Here is a 24,030-nt window from a genome sequence, read left to right as displayed (position 1 = left end):
AAACTGACAGGAGTGGCCCGGTATAGCGCCCCTCGTCAGCCAACGACAGGGGCCAGCCGATGCTCACGCTCTTCCACTCTCCCAACAGCCGCTCGACCCGGATCGTCGCCCTCCTCAAGGAGCTCGACGCCCTCGACCGGGTGCGGATCGAGATCGTCACCATCCCGCGCAGGGACGGCTCGGGCGGGCGCGACCCGCGCAACCCCCACCCGGACGGCAAGGTGCCGCTCCTCGTCGAGGACGGCGTGCAGATCTGGGAGTCGAGCGCGATCGTGCAGCACCTCGCCGACCTGTTCCCGGAGGCCGGGCTCGCCATTCCCGTCGGACACAAGCTGCGGGGCGCGTATCTCAGCTGGCTCGCCTGGTACGCGGGCGTGGTCGAGCCGGTCTTCGTGCTGGAGACCACGGGCCTCAAGCATCCCGTCCTCGACGCCACCTTCCGGGGCCGGGCCGAGATGGAGGCCCGTCTGACGCAGGCGCTCTCCGAGAGCCCCTACCTGCTGGGCGAGCGCTTCACGGCGGCGGACCTGCTCCTGCACTCGCCCTACGCCTGGTTCGGCAAGCCCGGCGTGCCGGTCATCGAAGCCTGGGTCGACCGCTGCGCGGACCGCCCCGGCGCGGCCTATGCGGCGCGGTTCGACGCGGAGGCGGTGAAGGCGTAGCGCCCGGAGGCCGTATCCGGCTCAGTCGACGCGGCCGGGGCCGGCATCCGCCCGGTCGCGCTTGTCCCGGTCCGCGCGGGCGAGCCACGCCATATAAACGAGGAAGCCCGCGAGCCCGAAGTCGATGACGAGGCCGATCGGAGTGATGCGGCCGAGGGCGTAGAGCGTGGCCGCGGCGACGGGGAGCGTGAGGCCGGAGGCCGCCAGGACGCGGATCGGCCCCGGGGCGTCGAGGGCGAGGCTCGTCCTTCCCTCCCACTCGACCCCCTCGGACAGTCCCGCCCCGGCCGCTCGGGCGTCCGGATCGATCCAGACACCGGACTCCTCGAAGGCCCGGCGCCGGAGCGTGCCGCGCGGGGCTTCCGCCCGAACCGCGAGGACGATCGCCGCGATCATCGTGGCCGTCAGCCATGCTCCTCCGCCCATGATGGCGACGGCGTCGTTCTGGCCTTCGCCGAGAACGAGCACGCCCCCGGCGATCGACCCGAAGATCAGCGCGATCGTGCCGAACACCGCGAGAACGAGGAGGACGGTGCGCCGCCCCTCGGCCTCGGTTGCGGGAGGCTCTCCGGCGCTGGGGTCGCTCACGCCTCCCCGCGGGCGACGAGGGCCTGATACTCGGAGACCTCCAGGCGGCCCTCCTTGGCGACGCGGGCCTTGTCCTCGTCGCTGATCACGTCGCCGGCAAGCTCCAGGCGCTTCCAGGCGGCGAGCGGCGTCTCCTTGCCGGGGGTCGGCACGTACTTGTTCAGCCCGATGCGCTGGTGCTTGTGGATGTAGCGCGGGCAGTTGACCCAGATCTTCGTGACCTCGACCTTCACGAGGTACTTGGCCTCCTTGTAGCCGGCCATCAGGGGATCGTCCCGCAGCATCCTCGCATGGCCCTGGACGCGCACCCGGTGGGGCGTCTCGAAGTCGATGAACAAGAGCCCGACCTTGGCCTGACCCTCGATGTTGCCCATCGAGTAGAACATGCCGTTGCCGTCGTAGCCGGGGAAGGCGAGCGTCGCGGCGTCGACGACGGTCACGAAGCCCGGCCCGCCGCCCTTATAGGAGACGGTCGGCATCCCGTCCGGGTCGACGGTCGAGAGGAAGAAGAAGTCGCGGCTGCCGATGAAGGCCGCCTCGTCCTCCCTGACGGTCTCGTGAACCCAGTCGGTGTCGAGCCGGTCGGCGAGCTTCGTCGTACCGAACTCGGCCTGCAACGCGCGGTGCGCGTCGGTGTAGAGCGATGCCATGGATGTCCTCCCGGACCGCGGGTTGCTCCCGCATGTCCGGGGCCATCGTGGCGGCAAAGCCGGCACCGGGCAACCGATGCCGGGGCGGTCGGGCTCACGCCGCGAGCTGGCCGACGGCGTCGCGGGCGGAGGCGAGGGCGCGGCTCTTGTTGTGCTCGCCGGAGGCGATGCCCTCCGCCAGGACGAACTCGGGATCGCGCACGCCGACGAAGCCGAGGACCGTACGCAGGTAGCTCTCGACGTGCTCGGCCGAGACCTGCGCCGTGCCGGGCCCGTAGAATCCGCCGCGGGCGAGCGCCACGATCACCCGCTTCTCCCCTGCGAGCCCTTCCGGTCCGTTCGCGCCGTAGCGGAAGGTCCTGCCAGGGACGAGGAGCCGGTCGATCCAGGCCTTGAGCTGCGTGGGCAGGCCGAAATTGTACATCGGCGCGCCGATCACCACCGTGTCCGCAGCGAGGAACTCCTCCAGCAGCCGGTCGCTCGTCTCGCGCACGGCGCGTGCCGCGTCGTCCTGCGGCTCGGCCGTGGCGGAGAGAGGGTGCGCGCCGGGCAGGCTCGCCGCGCTCATATGGGGCAGCGCTTCGGCCGCAAGGTCGCGGTAGATCACCTCGGCCCCGCCACCCGCGGTCAGTCGCGCCATGATGAGCGCCGTCAGCTCCCGCGAGACCGAGCCCGGCCCGAGGATGCTGCTGTCGACGTGGAGAAGTTTCATTGCGGTACCCGGTTCCTTTCCGATACCGCGGGATGATATGGACGCCCGTGCCCGCCGCAAGGCGGCACAGAAATGTGACCAAGGTTACATCGATGTGACCGAGACGCCCCAACATCAGACCAGCGACTGTCTCAAGGTGTCGCGCGTGCTGTCACGCATCGGCGACAAGTGGAGCGTGCTCGTCATCATGCTTCTGCGCGCGCAGCCGCGGCGGTTCAGCGAGCTGAAGCGCGGGATCGACGGCATCTCGCAGCGGATGCTCTCCCTGACCCTGCGCAACCTCGAGCGCGACGGGCTCGTGAGCCGCAAGGTGACGCCGTCGATCCCGCCGCGGGTCGACTACGCGCTGACCGGGCTCGGGCGCTCCCTGGCCGAGCCCGTGGAGGCGCTCGGCGCCTGGGCCTTCGCGCACATGGCGCAGATCGATGCCGCCCAGGCCCGCTACGACGCCGGTCGGCCCGAGGACGTGGCCCCCGCCCTGGCGGAGGGCTGAACGAGAGAAGCCGGCCCCTCTCGGGACCGGCTTCGCGTCGTACGGGACTGTTGCGGCTCAGTTGCGCGACTTGTCGACCAGCGCCTTCTCGGAGATCCACGGCATCATGCCGCGGAGCTTGGCGCCGACCTCCTCGATCGGGTGGGCGGCGAGCTTGGCGCGGGTGGCCTTGAACGAGGTCTGGCCGACCTTGTTCTCCAGCATCCAGTTGCGGGTGAAGATGCCCGACTGGATGTCGTTGAGGACGCGCTTCATCTCGGCCTTGGTCTCCGGCGTCACGATGCGCGGGCCGGTGACGTACTCGCCGTACTCGGCGGTGTTCGAGATCGAGTAGTTCATGTTGGCGATGCCGCCCTCGTAGATGAGGTCGACGATGAGCTTCACCTCGTGGAGGCACTCGAAGTAGGCCATCTCGGGGGCGTAGCCCGCCTCGACGAGCGTCTCGAAGCCGGCCTTGATCAGCTCGACGAGGCCGCCGCAGAGCACGGCCTGCTCGCCGAAGAGATCCGTCTCGCACTCCTCCTTGAAGGTCGTCTCGATGATGCCGGCGCGGCCGCCGCCATTGGCCGAGGCGTAGGAGAGGCCGAGGTCGTGGGCGTTGCCCGAGGCGTCCTGCGCGATCGCGATCAGGGTCGGCACGCCGCCGCCCTTGAGGTACTCGCCGCGCACCGTGTGGCCGGGGCCTTTCGGGGCGACCATGAGCACGTCGAGGTCCTTGCGGGGCTCGATGAGGTTGAAGTGCACGTTGAGGCCGTGGGCGAAGAGGAGCGCGGCGCCCTCCTTCATGTTGGCCTCCAGCGACTCCTTGTAGATGTCGCCCTGGAGCTCGTCGGGGGTGAGCATCATCACCACGTCGCCCCATTTGGCGGCGTCCGCGACGTTCATGACCTTGAAGCCCTCGTGCTCCGCCTTCTTGGCGGTGGCCGAGCCCTCGCGGAGCGCGATGGCGATGTCCTTCACGCCGGAGTCGCGGAGGTTCAGCGCGTGGGCGTGGCCCTGGCTGCCGTAGCCGACGATGACGACCTTCTTGCCCTTGATGAGGTTCAGGTCGGCGTCGCGATCGTAATAGACACGCATGGTTGGTCTCCTTGGTTGGCGTTTCAGGGGTTGGAGGGTGCCCGGCCGTGGAGGGCCAGGAACTGGGCGACGGCGCGCTCGGCCTCCCCGGCGATCGCCGCCTCGTCGAGGCCGAGCGCGTCGCCGAGGAGCAGCCGGATCTGGATGTCGCGGCCGACGAGGCCGAAGAAGGTCCGGAAGGCCTCCTCGCTATCCTCGAAGGCGAGGAGGCCGGCGGCGCGGCCCGCCTCCAGAACCGGCTTCAGGCGCTCGCCGATGGCGAAGCGGCCGTTAGACAGCACGATGCCGCCGAGGTTGCTCTTGCGGGCGGCGGCGTGGCCGATGGCGATTCGGTTCAGCGCCACCGAGGTCTCGCTGGCGATGACGCTGAGCCAGGTCGCGGCGAAGGCCTCGAGGCTCTCGCGCAGGCTCGCCACGTCGAGGGCCTGGCCGTCGTAGCGGTCGGCCCGCACCTGGGCGGCCTGCCACTGCACCGTCGCGGTGAGCAGGCCGTCGCGGTCGCCGAACCACTTGTAGAGCGTCTCCTTGGAGCAGCTCGCCCGGCGGGCGACCGCATCCATGGTGAGCTGGTCGCCCTCCTCGACCATCAGCGCGAGGACGGCGCCGAGCACCGCCTGCCGACGGGGCGAGGGCGTCTGCGGCTCCGATGGAGAGGGTGAAAGCATCCGGCGAGGTCCGTACCGTACCGTACGGTTCGGCTTCTACCGCCGTCGGGATCCCGCCGCAAGACGCCCCGCGACCGATCGCATCCGAATCGGACGCGCGGTCAGGCCGGCAGCGCCAGCCCCTCGCGGGCGAATACCGCCCGCACCGCCGGGCGCTCGGCGAGGCGGCGTGCATGCGCCGTCCAGGCGGGGAAGCGGTTCGCCATGTCGAAGCCGCAGGCCGGGCCGCGGCCCCAGTTCCAAAACACCATCAGGTAGGGATCGACGACGCTGTAGCGCTCGGCCAGCGCCCAGCCGCCGTTCGAGAGCCTCACCTCCGTCATGGTGCAGAGGTCGGCATAGGTTTCGAGGCCCTTGGCCACGATCGCCGGATGCATCGTCTCGTCGTCGCAGTAGCGGCCCGCGCGGCGGATATGGGCGTAGGCGGTATGGTGGCTGGTCGAGAGCCAGCCGAGCCACTCGTCGGCGACCGCCTGCCCCCGCTCGTCCTCCGGCCAGAGCCCGGCCTGCGGGTGCGCGCGGGCGATGTGGCGCAGGATGGCGGTATTCTCCGTGAGCACCCAATCGCCCTCGACGAGAGCCGGCACCCGGCCGCGCTCGTTGACGGAAAGATACTGCGCCGAGCGCTGCTCCCCCTTGGCGAGGTCGAGGCGCACGGCCTCGAAGGGCGCGCCCGCCTCCTCCAGCGCGATGTGGGAGGCCAGCGAGCAGGCGCCGGGCGCGTAGTAGAGGGTGGCGGTCATGGCGTCGGCTATCGATCCAGAGGCAGGCCGATGATCATCGCGATCTTGTGGCGAACGGCATCGAGGATTTCGTCCGGGACGCGGCCGATGAGCCGGAATCCCCGTGCCGCACGGTCGACGCTTCTTACCTGATCGGCGAGGATCGCGCCTTCGACCGCGAGCCCCGGCGGCAGGACGACTTTCGTCGGCCAGAGAGCGAGGTTTCGCGTGATCGGGCAGATGATCGCGGTCGCGTTGCGCAGATGAAAGGCGCGGCTCGTTAGTACGACGACCGGTCGGACTCCCGCCTGCTCCCTCCCAAGTGTGGGCCGGAGATCGACCCATGCGAGGGCGCCAGCCTCCGGGAGCTCAGCCGGATCGAGGTCAGTCATCACGGACGATTTCAGCTCCGACGTCCGGGCCCCAATCCACGGTCTCGGGACGATGGGACGGGCCGAGCCGATCCATCTCGGCGATCATGTCCGCGAGGGTTTCCCGTCGCGCCAATCGCGGGGTGATCTCCACCGTCTGTCCCTCGCTCAGCCCGAGCGCCCGGACCTCCTCGGCGGAGAGCCGCACGGCGAGGCCGTCGCCCCAGCGCACCACCTTGGCTTCCATCGTGTGCTCCTCCGGCCGCTCCGCGCCGCCATGGTAGCATGCGCCGCCGGCAAGGACCTCAGAGCGGCTCCGCGCCGCGGTTCATGGCGGCGATGCCGGTGCGGCAGATCTCCACGAGGCCGATCACCGACATCAGGCGGATGAAGCGGTCGACCTCCTCGGTCGAGCCGGTCAGCTCGAAGACGAAGGAGTTGAGCGTCGCGTCGATGGTCTTGGCGTTGAAGGCTGCGGCGAGCCGGAGCGCCTCGCTGCGGTGCTCGCCCTGGCCGACCACCTTCACGAGGCAGATCTCGCGCTCCAGCGCGTTGCCCTGGAGGGTGAGGTCCACGACGCGGTGGACGGGCACCAGCCGGTCGAGCTGCGCCTTGATCTGGTCGATCACCGCGTCGGTGCCGGCGGTGACGATGGTGATGCGCGAGATGTGGCGCGCCTCCTCCGTCTCCGACACCGTGAGGCTCTCGATGTTGTAGCCGCGCCCCGAGAACATCCCCGAGATGCGGGCGAGCACGCCGGGCTCGTTGTCGACGATCACGGCGAGCGTGTGCCGCTTCACCGGCTCGACGCGGACCGGCTCGGGGTAGTGGGTGTTCATGGCGTTCATCGCTCAGCCGTCCTCGTCGTCCAAATGTCTCGCATCCACCCCCCGCGTCCGTGGCGCGAGGCTCGCGACTGCGCGTCGCCGCGCGCGGGGGCAGCACGCGGCCCGACCTGAGGCCGGGCCGCACGGAAACCCTCACACCAGCATCTTGCCTTCCGCGGAGATCACGTCGCCGAGCTCGACGCCGGTCTCGCCGAGGTAGTCGGAGAGCAGCATCTCGTTATGCGCCTTGCCCGAGGGGATCATCGGGAAGCAGTTCTCGGTCTTGTCGACCACGCAGTCGAAGATCACCGGCCCGTCGTAGTCGAGCATCTCCTTGATCGCGGCGTCGAGCGCGCCGGGCTTCTCGCAGCGGATGCCCTTGGCCCCGTAGGCCTCGGCGAGCTTCACGAAGTCCGGCAGGCTCTCCGAGTAGCTCTGCGAGTAGCGCGAGCCGTGCAGCAGCTCCTGCCACTGGCGGACCATGCCCATGTACTCGTTGTTGAGGATGAAGATCTTGACCGGCAGGCGGTACTGCACGGCCGTCGACATCTCCTGCATGTTCATCAGGATCGAGGCCTCGCCGGCGATGTCGATGACGAGCCCCTGCGGATGGGCGAGCTGCGCGCCGATGGCGGCGGGCAGGCCGTAGCCCATGGTGCCGAGGCCGCCCGACGTCATCCAGCGGTTCGGCTCCTCGAACTTGAAGTACTGGGCGGCCCACATCTGGTGCTGGCCGACCTCCGTGGTGACGTAGGTCTCCCGGTCCTTGCAGGCCTCGTAGAGACGTTGCACGGCGTATTGCGGCTTGATGAGCGTGCCCGACGGCCAGTAGGCGAGGCACTCGCGGGCCTTCCAGGTGGCGATCTTGGCAAACCACGGCTCGAGGACGGCCTTGTCAGGCTCGGTCGGCAGGGCGCGCCAGGCCTCCAGCATGTCGGCGAGCACGCTGGCGCAGTCGCCGACGATGCCGACATCGACCTTCACGACCTTGTTGATCGAGGAGGCGTCGACGTCGATGTGGATCTTCTTCGAGTAGGGCGCGAAGGCGTCGAGGCGGCCCGTGATGCGGTCGTCGAAGCGGGCGCCGACGCAGATCATCACGTCGCACTCGTGCATGGCGAGGTTCGCCTCGTAGGTCCCGTGCATGCCGAGCATGCCCAGGAACTTCTCGCTCGAGGCCGGATAGGCGCCCAGACCCATCAGCGTGGAGGTGACCGGGAACCCGGTCTCCTCGACCAGCTCGCGCAGCAGGCGCGAGGCCTCGGGGCCGGAGTTGATGACGCCGCCGCCGGTGTAGAAGATCGGCCGGCGGGCCGTTGCCATCAGCTCGACCGCCGCGCGGATGCGCTCCGCGTCGCCCTTCACGGCGGGACGGTAGGTCTTGTGACCGTCGAAAGTCGGGCGCTCGTAGAGGCCGCTGGCGAACTGCACGTCCTTCGGCAGGTCGACGACGACGGGGCCGGGCCGCCCGTGGCTCGCGACGTAGAACGCCTCGTGCAGGATGCGCGGCAGGTCCTCGATCGATTTCACGAGGTAGTTGTGCTTCGTGCAGTGGCGGGTGATGCCGACCGTGTCGCATTCCTGGAAGGCGTCGGTGCCGATGAGATGCGTCGGAACCTGCCCCGTGATGCAGACGAGCGGGATCGAGTCCATCATCGCGTCGGTCAGGCCGGTGATGATGTTCGTGGCGCCCGGCCCCGAGGTGACGAGCACGCAGCCGACCTTGCCGGAGGAGCGGGCATAGCCCTCCGCGGCATGGACGGCGCCCTGCTCGTGGCGCACGAGCACGTGCTTGAGGGCGTCCTGGTGGAAGAGGGCGTCGTAGATCGGCAGCACCGCGCCGCCCGGATACCCGAACAGCGTGTCCACACCCTGATCCCGGAACGCCCGGATGACCATCTCGGCCCCGGTCATGACCTCGCCGCCCATCGTCTCCTCCTTCACAACCTCTCGCATCCGCCTCGCGCCGCTTGCGCCGTCGCCCCCGGCGTCCGGGGTCTCGGGCAACAAAAAAGGGCCCCGATCGGGACCCTGCATGCGCCACCTCCCGGATCGCGGCCCTGCGTTCAGGGCCGCCCCGTCAGTGGCGCTTCGACTACGATAAGGACCTTGCGCATCTGTCTTTCCCGCTCGCGCGGGGTGCTGCCCCGGCGTATCGCGTGTCGGGCTGCATAGCGGAGGCGGCGGGCAGGGTCAACGGCCGTCGTGCCCGCGCATTGCCGGGGCGGGGCCCCCGCCCTATCAAAGGGCGTTCCCATCGCGACGAACCGGAGCCGGACGCGGGTGCCAGGAAGAACCGTTCCCGCCCTGGGCTTCCTGCTGCTCGACGTCGCCGGCACGACCTGCGCCCTGCCCCGCGAGGCGGCGAGCGAGATCCTGCCCCTGCCCCGCCTGTCGCCGGCGCCCGTCGCGGGTCCGGTGCTCGCCGGCTTCCTCGACCTCGGCGGCGTCCCGGTCCCCGTGCTCGACCTCGCCGGGCTGCTCGGGCTGCGCGAGGGGGCGGCGCGGCCGGGGCTCTACGCCCATCTCGTCCTCGCCGCCGACCGTGGGAGCGCGCTCCTCGTCGATCGGGTCGGCGACCTCGTCGGCGCCGATCCGGAGGCGCTCGGCGCCGTCCCGGAGGAACGCACGCTCAACGGCTGCGTCGTCGCCGGGCTGCCCCATGAAGGCCGGCTGGTGCCGGTCCTCGATCCGGCGCGCATCCTCAGTGCGGAGGAGCGGGCGCGTGTCTCGGCGCTGACCCGCGCCGCCGCCGCCCGTCTCGAATCGCTTCCCGTCGCCTGAGGCCCGGCGGATGAGCCGGGCCCGGATCCGAGACCCCTTTGCCGATCCGGGCTACGCGCCCCTGAAGGCGCGGATCATCGCGCGCACGGGCCACCACTACTACGCCGACAAGGACGACCTCCTCCTCGACCGGCTGGTGCGCCGCTACCGCGCCTGCAGCGTTCCGGATGCGGCCGCCTATCTCGTGCGCCTCGACGATCCGTCGCTGGGAGCGGCGGAATGGAAGGCGCTCGAGGCCGAGATCACCATCGGCGAGACGTTCTTCTTCCGCTACGCGGAGCAGTTCGTGGCGCTGCGCAACACCATCCTGCCGGGGATCGTCGCGGGACGGTCCACGGAGCGCAGCCTGAAGGTCTGGAGCGCGGGCTGCTCGACGGGCGCCGAGCCCTACTCCGTGGCGATCCTGCTGCGCGAGATTCTCGGGCCGGCCCTTCCCGGCTGGCACGTCGGCATCCTCGGCACCGACATCAGCGCGGAGGCGCTGGCGACGGCGCGGGGGGCGGTCTTCGGGCGCTGGGCGCTGCGCACCATGCCGACCGAGGAGCGCCTGCGCTACTTCCGCGCCGTCCCCGGCCGCGACGGGGCGACCCGCGAGGGCGGCTACCGGCTCCGCTCCGACTATGCGCGGATGGTCCGGTTCGAGCGCCAGAACCTGCTCTCCCTGCTCGAGGGCGGCGGCCCGGCGCTCGGGGAGTTCGACCTCATCCTCTGCCGGAACGTGCTGATCTACTTCGACGCCGCCACCGTCACGGGGATCGTGCGGGCGCTCGGCGAGCGGCTGCGTCCCGGAGGCTGGCTGCTGATCGGCCATGCCGAGCCCAATCCGAGCTTCGCGAGCTTCCTCGCGGCGGTCAGCCTGCCGGGCACCGTCGCCTATCGGCGGCCGGAGGACGGCGCCGCGCTTCCCCCGGTACCGGCCTGGCCCCCCGCATCGCCGGCCTGGGCGCCCGAGGTTCCGCTCCCGTCCTGGACGCTTCCGCTCCCGATGCCCGAGCCGCCTGCCGTTCCGGAGGCGGAGAGCGCAGCGGTCCCGGCTGCCCTGCCCCCGCCCGAGCCCGTCGCGGAGCACAGGGAGCCGCCCTCCCTCGACCGCATCCGGGCGCTGGCCGATTCCGGGGCGGCCGGGGAGGCGTGGCGCGCGCTGCGGCTGGCGCTCTCGGCGACGCCCTTCGATCCGGCCCTGCGCTTCTACGAGGGGCTTCTCGCCCGCAGCCTCGGCCGCGACGCCGAAGCCGAGCGGGCCCTGCGCGGCGCGCTCTACCTCGACCGGGACTTCGTGATGGCCCATTACCATCTCGGCCTGCTGCTTTCGGCACTCTCCCGCCCCGAGGAAGCGCGCCGGGCCCTCGACAACGCCGCCGCCTTGGCCGAAACGCTGCCTCCGGGCGCCCTTCTCCCCGAAGGCGACGGCGCCGCCGCGGCCGATGTCGCGCGGCTCGCCCGCGCCGGCCTGGGAGGACGTGTGGCAGGAGCCGAACCGTGAGCCCGCAGGCGACGCCGAAGCTCGATCCGGACAGCCTGCTCGCCGCCCGCGCCGCGCGGCTCGCCGCCCGCGGCGGCGCGGCGGCGCGCGCGGAGGCCGGCGAGGAGGTCCTCGTCTGCGACTGCGCCGGCGAGCGCTACGGCCTGCCCGTCGCCGGCGTCGCCGAGGTGCTTCCCGCCCGGCCCTGCACCCCGATCCCCGGTGCGCCCGCCGCCCTCGTCGGCATCGCCGCCCTTTCCGGCGGCGTGGTCAGCGTCCTCGATCTCGCCGCCGCCCTCGGCCGCCCTTCCCCCGGAGAGCGGCCCGGCACTGGCCATTTCGTGGCGCTGCGCGGCGGCGCCGCGCCGGTCGTCCTGCGGGTCGACCGGGTGCTCGGGCTCGCCCGCGCGACGGGCGCGGATGCCGCCTCCGGCTACGTCCCCGCGGACGGCCGGGAGGATTTCGTGCTGGTCGACCTCGCCCGGCTGCTCCGGCGCTTCCGGCCGTGAGGGCTGGCGCCGCCACCCATTCCCCGAACCCGGCGGGCATCGTCCGCCCCACCGGACCTGGAGCCTGACACGTGTCGATCTCGATCGGAAAACGGATCCTGCTGGGCTTCGCCGCCGTCACCCTGGTGATCCTGGCGCTCGGCATCTACGCGCTCGGCCAGATCGGCAGCGTGCGCGACACCACCGACGCCATCGTCGCCCGCGACCTCACCGTGATGCGCCAGCTCGACGAGCTCGGGAACCGGGCGCGCAACATGGGCATCCTGCGGCGCAACGCCGTCATCGCCACGCTGATGAAGGCGCAGGGCCACGCCGTGAAGGAGGAGGACACCTTCGCGATCTGGCGCCGGACGGCCGCCGCCACCGAGACCCTCTACAAGGAGCTGCTGCGCGAGGCGGCCGAGTATCGCGGCCGCGCGGTCTCCCAGGAGCGGGCGGCCTCCTGGGACCGGATGCATTCGGTGCTGACCACGGCCTTCGAGGTCTATCACCGCTACCGGGACGGCAGCGAGGCGCAGCTCAACGCCAACGCCGCCGGGGACGTGATGGGCGTCGAGAACCGCAACGCGGACGTCTCGCGTCTCTACGAGGAGACGGTCGCCGGCATCGAGCGGGCCCGGGAATCCCTCGACGAGAACGTCGCCGCCGGGCAGCGCGGCGTCGCCGACCTCTACGAGCGCAGCCGCGTCTCGATCGGGCTGACCCTGGCGGCGGCCGTGGCGCTGAGCCTGCTCATCACCGTCATCATCAGCCGCGCCGTGGTGCGCCCCCTCGAATCGGTGATGGGGTTCGCCGAGCGCGTCGGCGCCGGCGACCTGTCTCAGACCCTCGACGCGCGGGGCGGCGACGAGATCGCCCGGCTCGGCCGCGCCCTCAACGGCATGGTCACCGGCCTCGCCGACCTCGCCCGCACCAACCGGGCGGCGACCGCCGACCTCAACGCGGCGGCCGCCGAGATCCGGGCCTCGGCCCAGGAGCAGGCGGCGAGCGTCGAGGAGCAGTTCGCCGCCGTCCAGGAGACCGCCGCGACGGTCGACGAGATCACCCATTCCGGCGCGCAGATCGCCAAGCGCGCCAGCGAGGTCATCGGCGCCGCCCAGGCCACCGCCCAGACCTCCCGCCAGGGTCTGCGGGCGGTCGCCGACACCGCCCGCGCCATGGAGGCGATCCGCGAGCAGGCCGAGGCGGTCGCCGGCAACATCGTCGCGCTCTCGGAGAAGACCCAGGCGATCGGCGACATCATCACCACCGTCAACGACATCTCGGAGCGCACGCACCTACTGGCGCTCAACGCCGCCATCGAGGCCGCCGCCGCCGGCGAGGGCGGGCGCAGCTTCGCCGTCGTCGCGTCCGAGATGAAGCTGCTTGCCGACCAGGCTAAGGCCGCCACCGGCCAGGTCCGGGGGATCCTCTCGGAGATCCAGCGGGGCATCAACACGTCGGTGATGCTCACCGAGGAGGCCGTGAAGCGGGCCGCGGCCGGCAAGTCGCGCTCCGACACTACCCAGCGCACCATCGAGGAGATCACCGCCCGCGTCGAGGAGAGCACCCAGACCTTCCAGCAGATCGTCGCCTCGACGAACCAGCAGCAGCTCGGCATCGAGCAGGTGATGGGCGCCCTTCAGAACATCCGCCAGGCGAGCCAGCAGACCGCGGCGGGCACGCGGGAGGTCGAGACCGCCTCGGCTAACCTCACCGAGCTCGCCCAGGCGCTTCTCACCCTCGCCGACCGCTACCGCCACTGAGGCGGGACGGGACGCGCCATGGACATCCGCCAGCAGCTTCTCGCCGCCTTCGAGGTCGAGCACCGCGAGCATCTCGACGCGATCCGCGCCCAGATCGCCGAGGGCCGCGAGGGCCGCGCGCCGGACTGGAACGACGTGTTCCGCCGCGCGCACAGCCTCAAGGGCGCGGCGCGGGCCGTCGATCTGCCCCCCGTCGAGGCGGTGGCGCATCGGCTGGAGAGCCTGTTCGAGCGGGTCGCGGGCGGCAGCGCGCTGGAGCCGGAGGCCGAGAGCGCCGCCCAGCTCGCCCTCGACCGCATCGAGGCCTTCGTCGCCGCCCTCAAGACCGAGGCGGCGCCGACGATGCCCGGCGACGCTCTCGGCGCCCTCGACCGCTGCCTCTCACCGGGGGAGCGGGCCCCCGCGCCGCCCGCCCCGCCGGCCGCCGCGGTCTCCCCTGCCCCTGCCCCCGCGCAGGCCGAGGAACCGTCGCGGGCGGCGCCCGAATCCGCCTCCCTGCTGCGGGTGCCCGCCGACGCCGTCGAGGGATTGCGCCGGGCGACACACGATCTCTTCACGGCGCTTTCCGGCGAGGCGGCGGTGGCCGAGGGGATCGCCGGCATCGGACGCACCGCCGCCGATCTCCGCCGCCGGGCCGACGGCCTTCGTGGACAGGGCGCGCTGGCGAGCCTCGCCCGCGGTCTCGACGACGAGACGGACCGCGCGGCGGTCGAATCCGTGCGGGCGGACCTGCGGGCGCTGTCGGCCGCCCTCGACGGGCTCGCCCGCGAGGCCGCCGACCTCGCCCGCCGCCAAGCCCGTCTCTCCGGCGCCGTCGAGGGCGCGACCTCCCGCGTCCGGGAGGGGGCGGAGCGGCTCGCCCTCGTGCCCGCCGAGACGGTGTTCGGCGGCTTCGCCCGCTCGCTCCGCGAGACCGCCCGCGAGCAGGGCCGCGAGGTCGCGGTGACGGAGCGGGGCCTCGACCTGCCCGTCGACCGCGCCCTGCTCCAGGCCCTCAAGGACCCGGTGCTGCATGCCCTGCGCAACGCGCTCAGCCATGGCGCCGAGCCGCCCGAGGCGCGCCGCGCCGCCGGCAAGCCGGAGGCGCTGGCGATCCTGTTCGAGCTGTCGCTGCGCGGCGGCCGCCTGAGCGTCGCCGTCCACGACGACGGCCGCGGCCCCGATCTCGCCGGGATCGAGGAGACCGCCCGCCGCCGGGGCCTTCTCGCCGCGGACGAGGCGGCCGATCCCGAGACGCTTCTCGGCCTCGTGTTCGAGCCGGGCTTCAGCACGGCCCGCGCCGTCGACGCGCTCTCCGGGCGTGGCTTCGGCCTCTCCGTCGTCGCCGATGCCGTACGCGCCCTGCGGGGCGGCGTCCGCCTCCAGGCGCGCGAGCCCCACGGCACCTCCCTGGTGATGAGCCTGCCGCTCTCGGCCGCACGGCGGCCGGTGCTCCTGGCGGAGGATGGCGGCGCCCTCTACGCCCTGCCCGGCGACGCCGTCGCCCGGCTGGTGCGGGTGGCCCCGGACGATCTCGGCCGGGCGCTCGGCCGCCCCGTGCTGCGGCTGCCGGCCCCGGCGGGCGTGCCGGAGACGGCGCTCCCCGTCTTCGCCCTCTCCGAGCTCGTCGGGACGGGCGCGGCGGCCGAGGACGGACCCGTCAGGACCGTCGTCGTCCTGCGGGCAGGTGCGACGCTCTGCGCCGTCTCCGTCGCCCGGCTGGAGGACGTGCGCAGCCTGCTCATCCTGCCGCCGCCGCCGATCGGCGCCGAGCGCGCGCCGGTCTCGGGAACGGTGGTGCTCCCCGGCGACCGGCCCGTCCTCGTCCTCGATCCCGAGGCGCTGGCCGCCCGCGCCGCGGAGACCGCCGGCGCCGCCCCCGCATCGGGAGCCGAGGAAGGGGCCGGCCGGGCTGGAACGATGCCCGGCGCGCCACGTTCGACCATTCTCGTCGTGGACGATTCCATCACCACCCGCACGTTGGAGAAAGGCATCTTGGAAGCGGCCGGCTACCGGGTGGTGGTCTGCGTGGACGGGCAGGACGCCCTCGACCGTCTGCGCGCCGAGATCGAACCCGTGAATCTCGTCCTCGCCGACGTTGAGATGCCCCGTCTCGACGGGTTCGGGCTGCTCGCGGCGCTGCGCGCCGACCAGCGCTTCGCCCGCATGCCCGTGATCCTGATGACCTCGCGGGGCGATGCCGAGGACGTCGCCCGGGGCCTGGAACTCGGCGCGGACGCCTACCTCACCAAGCAGAAGTTCGACCAGCGCGGGCTTCTGGACACCATCGGCCAGCTTCTGTGAGCGCGGGAATGGGGACGGACGCCGCCGTGAGCGGACGGGTGCGGGTGATGCTCGTCGAGGACAGCCTCGTGGTGCGCGAGCTCCTCGCCTACATCGTCTCCCGCGACCCGCGCCTGCAGCTCGTCGCGGCCGTGCCGTCCGGAGAGGCGGCGCTCGAGAGCCTGGAAACGGTGCGGCCGGACGTGATCTCCATGGACATCCGGCTTCCCGGCATCGACGGCCTGGAGACCACCCGGCGGATCATGGCCGAGCGGCCGACCCCGATCGTCGTCGTCGCCGACGCGGTCGAGGATTCCTCCCTCAAGATCTCCATGAGCGCGCTGCGCGCCGGGGCCCTCTCCGTGGTCGAGAAGCCCGTCGCGACGACGCATGCCGGCTACGAGGCGGTGGCGGACCAGATCTGCACGCAGCTGCGCATCATGGCGCAGGTGCCGGTCATCCGCCGCCGGCCGATCGGTACGGAATGGTCGGGCCGCACCGTCCCGCCCGTCCCCCCGAAGGTCGAGGCGTTCGCCGGGCATCCGACGGTGGTCGCGATCGCCGCCTCCACCGGAGGTCCCCCGGCGCTCGCCCGCGTGCTCGGCAGCCTCAGCCGGGAGTTTCCGCTGCCGATCCTGCTCGTGCAGCACATGGGCGCGGCCTTCATGGAAGGTTTCGCCGGCTGGCTCGACGGCGTCGTCCCGCTTCCCGTCTCGATCGCCCGCGACGGCGAGGCGATGGAGCGGGGCCGGGTCTACGTCGCGCCGGGCGACCGGCACCTGGAGCTCGGCGCGCAGCGCATCCTGCGCGTCCTCGACGCGGCGCCCGTCGGCGGGCAGCGCCCCGCCGCCACGGTGCTGTTCCGCTCCGTCGCCCGGCAAGCGGGGGCCTCGGGCATCGGCGTGCTCCTCACCGGCATGGGCGAGGACGGCGCGACGGGGCTCCTCGACATGCGCCGGGCCGGGGCCGCGACGGTGGCCGAGCACGAGAGCACGGCGGTCGTCTACGGCATGCCGGCGGCGGCGGTCCGCCTGTCGGCGGCCGCGGCCGTGCTGCCCCTCGACAGGGTCGCCGGCCACCTCCTGCGCCTTGCCGCCCCGGAGACCGCACCATGAGCGCGGCGGCGAATCCCGACGCCCCGATCCGCATCCTCCTCGTCGAGGATTCGGAGACCCAGGCCCTGGAGCTGCGCCTGTTCCTGGAGAGCCAGGGCTTCGCGGTGGAGCGCTGCGCCACGGCGGAAGCCGCCCTCGACCGTCTCAACACCGCCCTGCCCGATCTCGTCGTGGCCGATTTCCACCTGCCGGGCATGAAGGGCGACGAGTTCACCCGGCAGCTCCGCCTCTCCCTGCGCACCCGCGCCCTGCCGGTGCTGATGCTCACCGGCGCCCGCGACGGCGAGCGCCAGGGCCTCGAGAGCGGCGCCGACGCCTATGTCGAGAAATCCGCCGACCGGGACCTGCTGGCCCTGCGCATCCGCGCCCTGCTCCGCGAGCGCCGCGGCGGAGGCGACGGGCCGGGCGTCGCGGGCTTCCGCCGCGGCCGCGTGCTGGTCGTCGACGGCAGCGCCACCTACCGCACCTTCCGCGCCGGGCTGCTCGCCCAGGAGGGCCACGCGGTGACGACCGCCGCCGGCCCCGACGACGCGCTCGCCGCCCTCGCCGGCCCCGACGCGCCCTTCGACTGCGTGACGATCGACCTGCTCGGGCCCTCCTTCGACGGGGTGGCCCTCTGCCGCAAGGTCGACGCCCATCGGCGCGCGGCGGAGGCCGGGCCGGCGTTCCACCTCGTCGGCGTCGCCGGCAGCGCGCCCGACAAGGACTTCCTCGTCGGAGCCTTCGATGCCGGCGCCGACGACGTGGTGCCGAAGACCGGCGGCGAGATGCTGGCGCTGCGCATCCGCGGCCTCGTCCGCCGCAGGCTGCTCGAAGAGGACGACCGCCGCATCGCCGGGGAGTTCGGGGATCGGGAGCGCGCCCTGGTGCGGGCCCGCGCCGAGGCCGAGGCCGCCGAGGCCCGCGCGGCGCTGGCCGGGGCGCTGGCGCGCGCCAACAGCGATCTCGAGGAGGCCAACCGGCGCCTCACCGAGGCCCAGGCCAAGCTCGTCCAGGCGGCGAAGATGGCCTCCCTGGGCGAGTTGGTGGCCGGCATCGCCCACGAGATCAACAACCCGCTGGCCTTCATCCTCGCCCATCAGGAGACCGTGGAGCGGCTGCTCGGGAGTGTCGACGGGCAGGACGACGAAGGTGCGGGCCGGGCGCTGGCCAAGGCCCGCGACCGGGTCGGCTCGATGCGCATGGGCCTCACCCGCATCCAGGATCTGGTGCTCAACCTGCGCAAGTTCTCCCGGCTCGACGAGGGCGAGCGCTCCCTCGTCAACGTGCCCGAGGCCATCGAGACCGTGCTCTCGCTGATCCAGCACAAGCTCGGCACCCGCATCGGGGTCGAGACGGCCTTCGAGGGCCGGCCCGAGATCTCCTGCACGCCGGCGCTCCTCAACCAGGTGGTGATGAACATCCTCGGAAACGCGGCGGACGCCATGCCCGAGGGCGGCGCGATCCGCGTCGCGACGCGCAGCACCCCGGACAGCGACGTGATCCGCATCAGCGACACCGGTCCCGGCATTCCCGAAGACCTGCGCGAGAAGATCTTCGAGCCGTTCTTCACCACGAAGCCGGTGGGATCGGGCACCGGACTCGGCTTAGCGATTGCCTACAGCGTCGTGCAGGCGCATAGCGGCTCCCTTTCGGTGGAGGCGGCGCCGCAGGGGGGGGCCTGCTTCGTGATCAGCATTCCGAGGCAGGACGCCGGGGCGAGATCAGAGGCATGACCAGGGGCACCATCCTCGCCGTCGACGACGAGCCCGACATCCTCATCGCCCTCGAAGACCTGTTCGAGGACGATTACCGGGTGCTGACCACGCCGAAGCCGGCGGAGGCCCTGCGCATCCTCCGCTCCGAGCCCGACATCGCCGTCATCCTCTCCGACCAGCGGATGCCGGGCATGACCGGCGACGCGCTCCTCGCCGAGGCCCGCGCCTTCCACGAGGCGCAGGCGATCCTGCTCACGGGCTACGCCGACATCAGCGCCGTCATCGCGGCGCTCAACCGCGGCGGCATCATCGGCTACGTCGCCAAGCCCTGGGACGCGGCGCTGCTGCGGGCGACCGTGCGCAACGCCTTCGACCGGCACGCGCTGGGCCGGGACCTCGCCACGGAGCGCGCCCTGCTGCTCGGGCTCCTGGAGCATTCCGGCGACGCCATCTCCTTCAAGGACCCGCAAGGGCGGTTCGTGCGCCTCAACGCCCGCAAGGCCGAGCGCCTCGGGCACGACCTGCCCGCCTGCCTCGGCCGCACCGAAGCCGACCTCCTCGGCGAGGACGTCTCCGAGGCGGCCGAGGCCGACGCGGCGGCCCTGGCCTCCGGCGAGCCTTCCGAGATCCTGGTGGCGGACGGGCCGGCGCGCGCCGAGCGCTGGAGCCAGGTGGTCCGGGTCCCGATCCGCGACGCGGCCGGCGGCCTCAGCCATCTCGCCACGATCGAGCGGGACGTGACCGAGCAGCGCATGCTCGAGACGCGACTGCGCCAGTCCGACAAGATGCAGGCGCTGGGCACGCTTGCCGGCGGCATCGCCCACGACTTCAACAACCTGCTCACCGCGATCCTCGGGAGCCTCGAGCTCGCCGCCCCGAAGGTGCAGGACCAGCCGCGGGTGAAGCGCCTCATCGAGAACGCCGCCGGCGCGGCCCATCGCGGGGCGAACCTCACGAAGCGCCTCCTCAGCTTCAGCCGCGCCGACGACCTTTCGGCGCGGATCACCGACGTGAACGCGCTGGTCGAGGGTATGGACGCGCTGTTCGGACGCAGCCTCGGCGGCCTCGTCTCGGTCACGACCCGCCTGTCGCCGGAGGCGCCGGCCGTCCTCGTCGATCCCGACCAGCTTGAGCTGGCCATCCTCAACCTCTGCATCAACGCCCGCGACGCCATGCCGGAGGGGGGCCGCATCGAGATCGCGACGGCCTCCGTCCGGGTCGAGGCGGATCCGGAGATCGCGGCGGGCGAGTTCCTCCGCCTCAGCGTCACCGATGGCGGTTCGGGCATCCCGCCGGAGATCCTGGCGCGGGTCTGCGAGCCGTTCTTCACGACGAAGGGCGTCGGCCAGGGCACCGGGCTCGGCCTCGCGATGGTCTTCGGTCTCGCCCAGACCGCCGGCGGCCGGCTCACCATCGACAGCGAGGTCGGCCGCGGCACCCGCGTCGAGCTTCTCCTGCCCGCCGCCGGAGAGGCGCCGGCGGCGAGCGAGGACGGCGAGGCTGCCGCACCGGAGGCCCCGCGCCCGGCCCGCATCCTGGTGGTCGACGACGACGCGGAGGTCCGGCACGTCACCGCCTCCTTCCTCGTCGATTTCGGCTACGCCGCCAGCGAGGCCGCCGATGCCAGCACCGCCGTCGCGATGCTGGAGGCCGGCGGCTTCGAGCTGGTGGTTGCCGACCTCGCCATGCCGGGGATGACCGGCGCCGACCTCGCCGAGACCGTGCGCCGGCGCTGGCCGGCGCTGCCGGTGCTGATCCTCACGGGCCACGCCGAGGCGATGCAGATCCCGCCCGACGTGCCCGTGCTCGACAAGCCTTTCCGCTCGGCGGAGCTGGCCGCCCGCGTCTCCGCTCTCCTCGGCCCGGCCGCCTGAACCGGATCCCCGAATGCGAGAAGGGCGGCCCGTTGCCGGACCGCCCTTCAGAGGTTCGTTCGTGCGAAGGCGCTCAGGCCTCGGCGGCGGCCGCCTGGCTCGGGCCGGAATCCTTGCCACGGGCCTCGACGTCGCGATCCACGAACTCGATCACCGCCATGGCGGCGTTGTCGCCGTAGCGGAAGCCCGCCTTCATGATGCGGCAGTAGCCGCCCGGGCGGCCCTTGTAGCGGGGCCCGAGCACCGTGAAGAGCTTGCGGACCATGTCCGCGTCGCGGATCTGCGACATGGCGAGACGCCGGGCGTGGAGCGAATCGGTGCGGCCGAGGGTGACGAGCTTCTCGATCACCGGGCGAAGGTCCTTGGCCTTCGGCAGCGTGGTGACGATCTGCTCGTGCTTGATCAGCGCGGCCGACATGTTGGCGAACATCGCCTTGCGGTGCTCGGGGGTGCGGTTGAAGCGGCGATGGGCGAAGCCGTGACGCATGATGGCTGTTCCTTAATCTGCGATGGCCGCCGTGCCACGGTACGGCCATGGGCCCTCAAGGGGCTGTTCTGACGATCCGCTTCACCCCGCGGCGGGTTCTTTGTGAGGGGCGCCCCGGCTTGGCTGGGGCGCCGCGTCGCGCCGTATCGTCCGAGGATCGGACGACGGCTCGCCTCAGTAGTGCTCCTCGAAGCGCTTGGCGAGGTCCTCGATGTTCTCCGGCGGCCAGCCGGGGATGTCCATGCCGAGATGCAGGCCCATGCCGGCGAGCACTTCCTTGATCTCGTTGAGCGACTTGCGGCCGAAGTTCGGGGTGCGCAGCATCTCGCCCTCCGACTTCTGGATGAGGTCGCCGATATAGACGATGTTGTCGTTCTTCAGGCAGTTCGCCGAGCGGACGGACAGCTCCAGCTCGTCGACCTTCTTGAGCAGCGCCGGGTTGAAGGGGAGCTGCGGCGCGAGCGGCGCGGCCTCCTCCTTGCGGGGCTCCTCGAAGTTCACGAACACCTGGAGCTGGTCCTGGATGATGCGCGCGGCGTAGGCCAGCGCATCCTCCGGCGAGACCGCGCCGTTGGTCTCGACCGTCATGGTCAGCTTGTCCTTGTCGAGGTCCTGGCCCTCGCGGGTCGTCTCGACGCGGTAGCTGACCTTGGTGACCGGCGAGAACAGGGCGTCGACCGGGATCAGGCCGATCGGCGCGTCCTCGGGACGGTTGCGCTCGGCCGGGACGTAGCCCTTGCCCGTGGCGACCGTGAACTCCATGCGGATCTCCGCCCCGTCGTCGAGGGTGCAGATCACGAGGTCGGGATTCAGGATCTGGATGTCGCCGACCGCGCCGATGTCACCGGCGGTGACGAGGCCCGGGCCCGTCTTGCGCAGGGTCATGCGCTTGGGGGCGTCCGTCTGCGAACGGATGGCGATGGTCTTGATGTTGAGGACGATGTCGGTGACGTCCTCGCGCACGCCCGGGATCGAGGAGAACTCGTGGAGCACGCCGTCGATCTGCACCGAGGTCACGGCCGCGCCCTGGAGCGAGGACAGCAGTACCCGGCGCAGCGAGTTGCCGAGCGTCGTGCCGAAGCCGCGCTCGAGGGGCTCGGCCACCACGGTGGCGACGCGCTTGGGGTCGTCGCCCGCCGAGACCTGGAGCTTGTTCGGCTTGATGAGCTCTTGCCAGTTCTTCTGAATGACCACGATCCTACCTCTCGCAATACGGGCGCGGGCCGCTCGTCGTGGTCCGCGCCGGGTTCCGGTCCGCCTGCCCCCGCAGACCGGCTCCCGAATGAAATCTCACGGTGTCGGCGTCACTGGGCGGCGACCCAGAGCTCCGGCACGAAGGCGTAGGCGGCCCCGTCGCGCACGACGTAGCCGAGGGCCGGGAACTCGAGGTGAGACCCGGCGATGAAGCTGCGCTCGCTGGCGACCTCGTCCAGCACGCGGCGGCGCACCGCGCGGGCCTGGTCGCCGTCCACGTCGAAGCTGACGCCGGCCTCCGGCTGCTTGAACTGGATGGCCGGCAGGTGGACGATGTCGGTCCACATCATCAGCGAGGTCGAGCCCGAGACGATGCGAAAGCCGGTATGGCCCGGCGTATGGCCCGGCAGCGGCACCGCGGTGATGCCCGGCAGCAGCTCGCCGCCCCGGTGGCGCCGGGTGCGCGCGGCGTAGGGCGCGGTCGCGTCGCGGGCGATCTCGAAATAGGGCTTCGCGTCGTCCGGCGCCCGCTCCAGCGCGCCCTCCCCGAGCCAGAACGCGGTCTCGTCCTCGTGCAGGACGATCTCGGCGTTCGGGTAGGCCGGCTTGCCGTCGGCGAGGAGGCCGCCCGCGTGATCGGGGTGGAGATGCGTGAGCAGCACCGTCCCGATCTCGTCCGGACGGACGCCGGTGGCGGCCAGCGCCGCCGGAACGCGCCCGAGCGTATCCCCGCCGAAACCGCCGAAGCCGGTGTCGATCAACACCGGCTCGCGCCCCGGACCGGTGATCAGGAAGGCGTTCAGCGTGATGCGCGGCGCCTCCGTCGAGCGGAAGCCGGCGGCCTGGAGCCGGCCGGCCTCGTCCTTCGGGATGCCGGTGACGAGGTCGAGCGATCCGGGCAGGTAGCCGTCATTGAGCACGGTGACCGTGAGGTCGCCGATGCTCCAGCGCAGCACACCCGGAAGCGGCTTCGATCCGTCCGCCACTGATTCCTCTCCGCTCTCGCCGAGCCCGGCTCAGACGCGCCGGCGCTTGCGCGGGCGGCAGCCGTTGTGCGGGATCGAGGTCACGTCGCGGATCGAGGTCACGGTGAAGCCCGCGGCCTGGAGGGCGCGCAGGGCCGACTCGCGGCCGGAGCCGGGACCGGAGACCTCGACCTCGAGGGTGCGCATGCCGTGCTCGGACGCCTTGCGGGCGGCATCCTCGGCAGCAACCTGCGCGGCGTAGGGCGTCGACTTGCGCGAGCCCTTGAAGCCCATCGCGCCGGCAGAGGACCACGAGATCGTGTTGCCCTGGGCGTCGGTGATGGTGATCATCGTGTTGTTGAACGACGCGTTCACGTGCGCGACGCCCGAGACGATGTTCTTGCGCTCGCGGCGGCGAATGCGGGTCGGTTCCTTGGCCATGCTACCTGTTCTCTTCCTTCAGGCACGCCCGTAACACCAGGCGCTCGGGATTCTTTTTGGGACTTGGCGGTGCGGCCTCGGACAGCCGATCCGCCACACCGGCTCCCGTAGCGGGACGCCCGGCGCGACGGGGAGGCCGAGCGAAACGCGGCCTCCCAATCGGAAAAAATTACTTCTTCTTGCCGGCGATCGGCTTCGCCTTGCCCTTGCGGGTGCGGGCGTTGGTGTGGGTGCGCTGGCCGCGCACGGGCAGCTGCTTGCGGTGACGCAGGCCGCGGTAGCAGCCGAGATCCATCAGCCGCTTGATGTTCATCGAGACTTCGCGGCGCAGATCGCCCTCGACGAGGTAGTCGCGGTCGATGGTCTCGCGGATCTGGAGAACCTCGGCGTCGGTGAGCTGATTGACCCGGCGCTCGGCGGGGATGCCGACCTTCTCGGTGATCTCCTCGGCCTTCTTCGAGCCGATGCCGTGGATGTACTGGAGCGCGATGACGACGCGCTTGTTGGTCGGGATGTTGACGCCTGCGATACGGGCCAAGGTCTCACTCCATATGCGCCCGGCGCGGCGCCGGGCTTTCGGGTTTCGAGCGCGCGTCCGGTGGAGGCCGGCCCCTGCGCGCTCTCCGTCAACGACAAATCAGCCCGCGGCCGTCCCTTGAAGGACGCCCCGGACCGAATTCGCCTGGACGAAGTGCGGCCTGCTAGCGCGGGCCGCACTTCGTCCAGGC

25 protein-coding genes are annotated in these 24,030 nt (G+C 71.9%); 10 read left to right on the top strand and 15 right to left on the bottom strand.

The features are described from left to right. Nucleotides 1–59: 59 nt before the first annotated feature. Nucleotides 60–662, top strand: a complete 603-nt coding sequence (locus MFF04_RS05685) for a glutathione S-transferase family protein (protein ID WP_238274481.1) — start codon at nt 60–62, stop codon at nt 660–662. A 21-nt stretch (nt 663–683) separates the two neighbouring features. On the opposite strand, the gene MFF04_RS05680 is transcribed toward MFF04_RS05685, so the two are convergent. From MFF04_RS05680 to MFF04_RS05670, 3 genes are all read right to left on the bottom strand, one after another. Further along, a complete protein-coding gene (locus MFF04_RS05680) occupies nt 684–1,250 on the bottom strand; it encodes a hypothetical protein (protein WP_238274480.1) in 567 nt (188 codons plus the stop codon). Next, nucleotides 1,247–1,900, bottom strand: coding sequence for a pyridoxamine 5'-phosphate oxidase family protein (locus tag MFF04_RS05675; protein WP_238274479.1), 654 nt, complete (start codon nt 1,898–1,900; stop codon nt 1,247–1,249). The genes MFF04_RS05680 and MFF04_RS05675 overlap by 4 nt, the downstream gene beginning before the upstream one ends. Nucleotides 1,901–1,994: 94 nt before the next feature. Further along, on the bottom strand, nt 1,995–2,612 hold the full coding sequence (locus tag MFF04_RS05670; protein ID WP_238274478.1) for an FMN-dependent NADH-azoreductase: 618 nt from the start codon (nt 2,610–2,612) through the stop codon (nt 1,995–1,997). A 37-nt stretch (nt 2,613–2,649) separates the two neighbouring features. On the opposite strand from MFF04_RS05670, the gene MFF04_RS05665 reads away from it, so the two are divergent. Further along, complete coding sequence (locus MFF04_RS05665; protein ID WP_238274477.1) at nt 2,650–3,105, top strand: winged helix-turn-helix transcriptional regulator; 456 nt, start codon at nt 2,650–2,652, stop codon at nt 3,103–3,105. A gap of 57 nt (nt 3,106–3,162) precedes the next feature. Here MFF04_RS05665 and ilvC read toward each other — a convergent pair whose 3' ends face one another. The 7 genes from ilvC to MFF04_RS05630 form a co-directional block, all read right to left on the bottom strand. After that, nucleotides 3,163–4,182 (bottom strand): ketol-acid reductoisomerase, encoded by a 1,020-nt coding sequence (ilvC, locus tag MFF04_RS05660; protein ID WP_238274476.1) that lies wholly within the window; start codon nt 4,180–4,182, stop codon nt 3,163–3,165. Nucleotides 4,183–4,205: 23 nt separating this feature from the next. Next, nucleotides 4,206–4,847 carry a TetR/AcrR family transcriptional regulator gene (locus MFF04_RS05655; RefSeq protein ID WP_238274475.1) on the bottom strand — a complete coding sequence of 214 codons (642 nt, stop codon included), beginning with the start codon at nt 4,845–4,847 and terminating at the stop codon, nt 4,206–4,208. A 101-nt stretch (nt 4,848–4,948) separates the two neighbouring features. Continuing rightward, nucleotides 4,949–5,590, bottom strand: coding sequence for a glutathione S-transferase family protein (locus MFF04_RS05650; protein WP_238274474.1), 642 nt, complete (start codon nt 5,588–5,590; stop codon nt 4,949–4,951). An 8-nt stretch (nt 5,591–5,598) separates the two neighbouring features. Beyond that, nucleotides 5,599–5,961: a type II toxin-antitoxin system PemK/MazF family toxin gene (locus tag MFF04_RS05645; protein WP_238274473.1), complete on the bottom strand. Its 363-nt coding sequence runs from the start codon at nt 5,959–5,961 to the stop codon at nt 5,599–5,601. Beyond that, entirely contained in the window at nt 5,954–6,187 is a 234-nt protein-coding gene (locus MFF04_RS05640) for an AbrB/MazE/SpoVT family DNA-binding domain-containing protein (RefSeq protein WP_238274472.1), read from the bottom strand. Before MFF04_RS05640 ends, MFF04_RS05645 begins: the two co-directional genes overlap by 8 nt. 58 nt (nt 6,188–6,245) lie before the next feature. Beyond that, the gene (ilvN, locus tag MFF04_RS05635; protein ID WP_238274471.1) at nt 6,246–6,788 is read right to left on the bottom strand and encodes an acetolactate synthase small subunit; all 543 of its coding nucleotides are present in this window, start codon (nt 6,786–6,788) and stop codon (nt 6,246–6,248) included. A 132-nt stretch (nt 6,789–6,920) separates the two neighbouring features. Further along, entirely contained in the window at nt 6,921–8,696 is a 1,776-nt protein-coding gene (locus MFF04_RS05630; protein WP_238274470.1) for an acetolactate synthase 3 large subunit, read from the bottom strand. Nucleotides 8,697–9,050: 354 nt separating this feature from the next. Here MFF04_RS05630 and MFF04_RS05625 point away from each other — a divergent pair, with 354 nt between their 5' ends. The 8 genes from MFF04_RS05625 to MFF04_RS05590 all read left to right on the top strand — a co-directional run bounded on the left by MFF04_RS05625 (nt 9,051) and on the right by MFF04_RS05590 (nt 20,215). Then, nucleotides 9,051–9,551, top strand: a complete 501-nt coding sequence (locus MFF04_RS05625; RefSeq protein WP_238274469.1) for a chemotaxis protein CheW — start codon at nt 9,051–9,053, stop codon at nt 9,549–9,551. 10 nt (nt 9,552–9,561) lie between these two features. Further along, entirely contained in the window at nt 9,562–11,034 is a 1,473-nt protein-coding gene (locus MFF04_RS05620) for a CheR family methyltransferase (protein ID WP_238274468.1), read from the top strand. Next, a complete protein-coding gene (locus MFF04_RS05615) occupies nt 11,031–11,522 on the top strand; it encodes a chemotaxis protein CheW (RefSeq protein WP_238274467.1) in 492 nt (163 codons plus the stop codon). The genes MFF04_RS05620 and MFF04_RS05615 overlap by 4 nt, the downstream gene beginning before the upstream one ends. 71 nt (nt 11,523–11,593) lie before the next feature. Beyond that, nucleotides 11,594–13,267 (top strand): methyl-accepting chemotaxis protein, encoded by a 1,674-nt coding sequence (locus MFF04_RS05610; protein ID WP_238274466.1) that lies wholly within the window; start codon nt 11,594–11,596, stop codon nt 13,265–13,267. 18 nt (nt 13,268–13,285) lie between these two features. Then, a complete protein-coding gene (locus tag MFF04_RS05605; RefSeq protein ID WP_238274465.1) occupies nt 13,286–15,550 on the top strand; it encodes a hybrid sensor histidine kinase/response regulator in 2,265 nt (754 codons plus the stop codon). 47 nt (nt 15,551–15,597) lie between these two features. Continuing rightward, nucleotides 15,598–16,644: a chemotaxis-specific protein-glutamate methyltransferase CheB gene (gene cheB / locus MFF04_RS05600; RefSeq protein ID WP_373319967.1), complete on the top strand. Its 1,047-nt coding sequence runs from the start codon at nt 15,598–15,600 to the stop codon at nt 16,642–16,644. Beyond that, nucleotides 16,641–18,359 carry a response regulator gene (locus MFF04_RS05595; protein WP_238274463.1) on the top strand — a complete coding sequence of 573 codons (1,719 nt, stop codon included), beginning with the start codon at nt 16,641–16,643 and terminating at the stop codon, nt 18,357–18,359. The genes cheB and MFF04_RS05595 overlap by 4 nt, the downstream gene beginning before the upstream one ends. Next, complete coding sequence (locus MFF04_RS05590) at nt 18,356–20,215, top strand: response regulator (protein ID WP_238274462.1); 1,860 nt, start codon at nt 18,356–18,358, stop codon at nt 20,213–20,215. Before MFF04_RS05595 ends, MFF04_RS05590 begins: the two co-directional genes overlap by 4 nt. A gap of 73 nt (nt 20,216–20,288) precedes the next feature. On the opposite strand, the gene rplQ is transcribed toward MFF04_RS05590, so the two are convergent. From rplQ to rpsM, 5 genes are all read right to left on the bottom strand, one after another. Continuing rightward, nucleotides 20,289–20,702, bottom strand: coding sequence for a 50S ribosomal protein L17 (rplQ, locus tag MFF04_RS05585; RefSeq protein WP_238274461.1), 414 nt, complete (start codon nt 20,700–20,702; stop codon nt 20,289–20,291). Nucleotides 20,703–20,876: 174 nt separating this feature from the next. Further along, a complete protein-coding gene (locus MFF04_RS05580) occupies nt 20,877–21,914 on the bottom strand; it encodes a DNA-directed RNA polymerase subunit alpha (RefSeq protein ID WP_373319966.1) in 1,038 nt (345 codons plus the stop codon). Between the two features lie 92 nt (nt 21,915–22,006). Further along, on the bottom strand, nt 22,007–22,882 hold the full coding sequence (locus tag MFF04_RS05575) for an MBL fold metallo-hydrolase (RefSeq protein ID WP_238274459.1): 876 nt from the start codon (nt 22,880–22,882) through the stop codon (nt 22,007–22,009). A 30-nt stretch (nt 22,883–22,912) separates the two neighbouring features. Then, the gene (gene rpsK, locus MFF04_RS05570; RefSeq protein WP_151004820.1) at nt 22,913–23,302 is read right to left on the bottom strand and encodes a 30S ribosomal protein S11; all 390 of its coding nucleotides are present in this window, start codon (nt 23,300–23,302) and stop codon (nt 22,913–22,915) included. Nucleotides 23,303–23,471: 169 nt separating this feature from the next. Then, nucleotides 23,472–23,840: a 30S ribosomal protein S13 gene (rpsM, locus tag MFF04_RS05565; RefSeq protein WP_238274458.1), complete on the bottom strand. Its 369-nt coding sequence runs from the start codon at nt 23,838–23,840 to the stop codon at nt 23,472–23,474. Nucleotides 23,841–24,030 lie beyond the last annotated feature (190 nt).

The sequence above is a fragment of the Methylobacterium jeotgali genome (genome assembly GCF_022179345.1).
GTDB classification, from domain to species: domain Bacteria; phylum Pseudomonadota; class Alphaproteobacteria; order Rhizobiales; family Beijerinckiaceae; genus Methylobacterium; species Methylobacterium jeotgali.
This window is presented reverse-complemented; position numbering and strand designations above follow the sequence as displayed.

Bases quoted from the DNA above. Each gene is read 5' to 3' on its own strand.
- MFF04_RS05645 (WP_238274473.1), bottom strand. From the start codon at position 5,961: ATGACTGACCTCGATCCGGCTGAGCTCCCGGAGGCTGGCGCCCTCGCA.
- cheB (WP_373319967.1), top strand. From the start codon at position 15,598: ATGCTCGTCGAGGACAGCCTCGTGGTGCGCGAGCTCCTCGCCTACATC.
- ilvN (WP_238274471.1), bottom strand. From the start codon at position 6,788: ATGAACGCCATGAACACCCACTACCCCGAGCCGGTCCGCGTCGAGCCG.
- MFF04_RS05655 (WP_238274475.1), bottom strand. From the start codon at position 4,847: ATGCTTTCACCCTCTCCATCGGAGCCGCAGACGCCCTCGCCCCGTCGG.
- rplQ (WP_238274461.1), bottom strand. From the start codon at position 20,702: ATGCGTCACGGCTTCGCCCATCGCCGCTTCAACCGCACCCCCGAGCAC.
- MFF04_RS05630 (WP_238274470.1), bottom strand. From the start codon at position 8,696: ATGGGCGGCGAGGTCATGACCGGGGCCGAGATGGTCATCCGGGCGTTC.
- MFF04_RS05620 (WP_238274468.1), top strand. From the start codon at position 9,562: ATGAGCCGGGCCCGGATCCGAGACCCCTTTGCCGATCCGGGCTACGCG.
- MFF04_RS05685 (WP_238274481.1), top strand. From the start codon at position 60: ATGCTCACGCTCTTCCACTCTCCCAACAGCCGCTCGACCCGGATCGTC.
- MFF04_RS05640 (WP_238274472.1), bottom strand. From the start codon at position 6,187: ATGGAAGCCAAGGTGGTGCGCTGGGGCGACGGCCTCGCCGTGCGGCTC.
- MFF04_RS05650 (WP_238274474.1), bottom strand. From the start codon at position 5,590: ATGACCGCCACCCTCTACTACGCGCCCGGCGCCTGCTCGCTGGCCTCC.
- rpsK (WP_151004820.1), bottom strand. From the start codon at position 23,302: ATGGCCAAGGAACCGACCCGCATTCGCCGCCGCGAGCGCAAGAACATC.
- MFF04_RS05595 (WP_238274463.1), top strand. From the start codon at position 16,641: ATGAGCGCGGCGGCGAATCCCGACGCCCCGATCCGCATCCTCCTCGTC.
- ilvC (WP_238274476.1), bottom strand. From the start codon at position 4,182: ATGCGTGTCTATTACGATCGCGACGCCGACCTGAACCTCATCAAGGGC.
- MFF04_RS05665 (WP_238274477.1), top strand. From the start codon at position 2,650: ATGGACGCCCGTGCCCGCCGCAAGGCGGCACAGAAATGTGACCAAGGT.
- MFF04_RS05605 (WP_238274465.1), top strand. From the start codon at position 13,286: ATGGACATCCGCCAGCAGCTTCTCGCCGCCTTCGAGGTCGAGCACCGC.
- MFF04_RS05670 (WP_238274478.1), bottom strand. From the start codon at position 2,612: ATGAAACTTCTCCACGTCGACAGCAGCATCCTCGGGCCGGGCTCGGTC.
- MFF04_RS05590 (WP_238274462.1), top strand. From the start codon at position 18,356: ATGACCAGGGGCACCATCCTCGCCGTCGACGACGAGCCCGACATCCTC.
- MFF04_RS05675 (WP_238274479.1), bottom strand. From the start codon at position 1,900: ATGGCATCGCTCTACACCGACGCGCACCGCGCGTTGCAGGCCGAGTTC.